The organism is Nocardioides sp., from assembly GCF_964228225.1.
Lineage (GTDB): Bacteria > Actinomycetota > Actinomycetes > Propionibacteriales > Nocardioidaceae > Nocardioides.
The window spans coordinates 1-3,227 of the sequence record NZ_CAXQZB010000035.1 but is presented as its reverse complement, the minus strand read 5'-3'; the positions used below and the strand labels follow the sequence as shown (position 1 = coordinate 3,227).

Annotated in this window: 4 protein-coding genes; all 4 read right to left on the bottom strand. The window is 74.8% G+C overall.

The genetic code is table 11. The features are described 5' to 3' along the window. A partial coding sequence (locus ACERUJ_RS07985) for a hypothetical protein (protein ID WP_370247974.1) occupies nt 1-295 on the bottom strand: 295 nt, incomplete at its 3' end. 638 nt (nt 296-933) lie between these two features. Further along, nucleotides 934-1,974, bottom strand: a complete 1,041-nt coding sequence (locus ACERUJ_RS07980; protein ID WP_370247973.1) for a PP2C family protein-serine/threonine phosphatase — start codon at nt 1,972-1,974, stop codon at nt 934-936. A 123-nt stretch (nt 1,975-2,097) separates the two neighbouring features. After that, a complete protein-coding gene (locus tag ACERUJ_RS07975) occupies nt 2,098-2,970 on the bottom strand; it encodes an Fpg/Nei family DNA glycosylase (protein ID WP_370247972.1) in 873 nt (290 codons plus the stop codon). A gap of 21 nt (nt 2,971-2,991) precedes the next feature. Then, on the bottom strand, nt 2,992-3,227 hold a 236-nt coding region (locus ACERUJ_RS07970), incomplete at its 5' end, for an RpiB/LacA/LacB family sugar-phosphate isomerase (RefSeq protein WP_370247971.1).

Sequence of the window (3,227 nt, the reverse complement as noted above, 5' to 3'; positions counted from 1 at the left end):
GGGTGGCGCACTCCTTCGCCGCCGACAGGTACCCCAGACCCGACTGGTACGTGCGGCCGGTCGCGCAGGCGAACTCCGCCACCGCGGACTCATCGATCCCCGCGACCTCCTCGATCGTCTCGGGCTCCTCATCGGCCCGGGTCCACACCTTGATCGGGTGGGCGACGGCGTAGGTGGCGGCGCCGATGAAGAACCGCCGTTCGGCCGCCTCGGCGTCCCCGGCCAGCTCCTTGAGCCCGGTCAGGGTGCGCGCGTCGGCGTCGGGAGGCGCGGTGTCGTGGAGGGAGGTGGGCATGCTCCGATTCTACTCGAACACGTGTTCGAACAACAGTGTGATTGCACAGGTCAGCGCAGGGTTTCTGATCTGATCTCACCCGCACCCGAGCGCCGGCATCAGCGGCCCACGGCCTCTCGTCGCCAGCGCCTTTCGTCACCGCCAGCAACCAGGAGCAGACGGCACCGCCAGAGGCGGTTTCTCGGGTGCGGGCGCCTCGTGACGCTCGCCAGGGCTCGCTCCTCGACGACCGTGCCGTCCCCCCACGTTCGTCGAGGAGGCGCCCCGGCAGACGACCTCGGCCCGAGGGGGGTCTGTCGGGTGCGGGCGTCTCGTGACGCTCGCCAGCGGCTCGCTCCTCGACGACCGTGCCGGCCCCCACCACGCACGACCTGTCCCCCCGACGTTCGTCGAGGAGGCGCCCCGGCGCCGTCACGAGACGTAGCGAGCCGGCAGACGGCACCGGGCCAAGGTGGTCTGTCGGGTGCGGGCGCCTCGTGACGCTCGCCAGGGCTCGCTCCTCGACGACCGTGCCGGCCCCCACGACGCTCGACCCGCACCCGACCGGAGGCCCCAGACACACACGTGCCTCTCGTCGCCAGCGCTCCTCGACGACCGGAGGGACCCAGACGTCGTCGCCAGTGTCGGACGAACGGGGCTCAGCGGCGGTGGACGACGACGACGGCGCGGTCGTCGGTGCGGGAGCCGAGGACGTCGGCGAGGCGGCGGGCGGCGCCGGGGACGCCGGCGCGCAGGGTGGACTCGGCCTCACCGAGGAGGCGGTCGAGGCCGAGGTCGATGTCGCGGCCGCGGCACTCGACCATGCCGTCGGTGTAGAGCACGAGGGTGTCGCCGGGGGTGAGGACGCCCTCGTGGCCCACGAAGTCGGCGTCGGGGACGACGCCGAGCAGGGGGCCGTCGCCGTCGAGGAGCTGCCAGCGGCCGCTGCCGGCGGTGCGCAGGGCCGCGGGCGGGTGGCCGGCGAGACGGACCTCGAGGTGGCCGGTGTCGAGGTGCAGCCACAGGTGGATGGCGGAGGCGAACCCCTCCTCCCACTCCTGGCGCAGCAGGAAGGCGTTGGCGGCCGGCAGGAACTGCGCGGGCGGGAGCGCGCCGAGAAGCCCACCGAGGGCGCCGGAGAGCAGCAGCGCGCGGGTGCCGGCCTCCTCGCCCTTGCCGGAGACGTCGACGACGGCCACCTGCAGCACCCGGCCCTCGTCGGTGCGGGCGGCCACGATGACGTCGCCCGCGAAGGCCGTGCCGCCGGCCGAGGACAGCGCCGACTCGGCGTGCCAGCCCCGGGGCAGCGCGGGCAGCTCGCCCTGGCCGAGGATGCGGTCGCGCAGGTCGACGAACATCGACTCCCCCCGCATGCCGGCCACTCCGAGCCGGCTGCGGCGGAAGCTGGCGAGCAGCACGATCCCGTCGATCGCGAACTGCACGGCGGTGGCACCGGCGATCCGGCTGGTGACGTCGACGAACCCGAGGATCACGATCGTGAGCAGCGCCATCTGAGCCACGACGAACCAGGGCAGGGTGCGCGGCCCGAGCAGGATCGAGCCGAGCACGACCGGGATGAGCAGCAGCGTGCTGGGGACGTGCTCGGGGAAGGCGGCCACGATCACCGCGGCCACCAGGGCGAGGACCCCGAGGCCCAGCACCAGCCGGGTCTCACGGCGCTGCGCACCCAGGACGGACATCAGGCTCCTGACGGGTCGACGCCGCGGGAGCAGCGTGGGGGGATCCCCCACCCTACGGCCGACCAGCGCGCGGCGGGCACGCTCCCCCGGGTGGGATCCCGGGGAGCACCGCCGGTGGGCCGCTCAGCGTCCGCGGGGCCGGTAGGCCGGCTGGCAGCGGGTGCACCAGAACAGGTTGCGCCCCGCCATCACCTCGGTGCGCACCCGGCGCCCGCACACCAGGCAGGGCTGCCCGTGACGCCGGTAGACGTACACCTCCCCGCCGTGGTCGTCCTGCCGCGGCGGACGGCCCATCGCCTCGGGGGTGTGCTCGGGTCGGACCGTGTCGATGCGGTTGAGCCGCACGCCCTCGGGCATCAGCTCCACCAGGTCGTCCCAGATCGCCTGCCACTGCGAGCGCCGCAGCGACGACCCCGGACGCCGCGGGTCCAGGCGCTGCCGGAACAGCACCTCGGCGCGGTAGACGTTGCCGACGCCGGCGAGCACCGACTGGTCCATGAGCAGCGCCCCGATCGCGATGCGGCTGCGGCGGATCCGCTCCCAGGCCCGGTCGGGGTCGGCGTCGGCGCGCAACGGGTCGGGCCCCAGCCCGGCCACGACGACGTCGCGCTCGGCGGGGGTGAGCAGCGCGCAGGTGATGGCCCCACGCAGGTCGGCGACGCCGACCGGACCGGGGTCGGCGGGGTCGGTGGCCAGGCGCCACCGCACCTGCCCCACCGGCGCCGGCACCGCGGCGTCGTCGGGCAGCACCTGCACGGCGAAGGTGCCGATCAGGCCCAGGTGCACCTGCACGAGGTGCTCGGGGCCGGTCCCCGACCCCGCGAGGCGGCAGAACAGCTGCTTGCCCCAGGCCTCCGCGCCCGCGAACACCGCACCGTCGAGCACCGCGGCGCCGTCGGCGAAGCGACCCTGCGGACTGCTGGAGCGCACGACACGGCCACCGAAGGCGGCGGTGAGGTCCAGCGCCAGGCGGTGGAGGGTGTGTCCCTCGGGCATCGCGCGTCGCGGCCTGGCGGCTCAGGCCTCGTCTGGCCGGTAGTCGGGGTTCTCGGGCAGCCGCGCCGACTCGGGCAGCGCCGGCAGGCCCTGCCCCTCGTCGTAGGCGCTGAGCTGGCCGATGCGCCGCACGTGGCGCTCGTCGCCGGGGAAGGGCGTGGCGAGGAAGACCTCGACGAACCGGGTCATGTCCTCGATGCTGTGCATCCGCCCGCCGACGGCGACGACGGTGGCGTCGTGGTGGTGGCGGGGGGGCA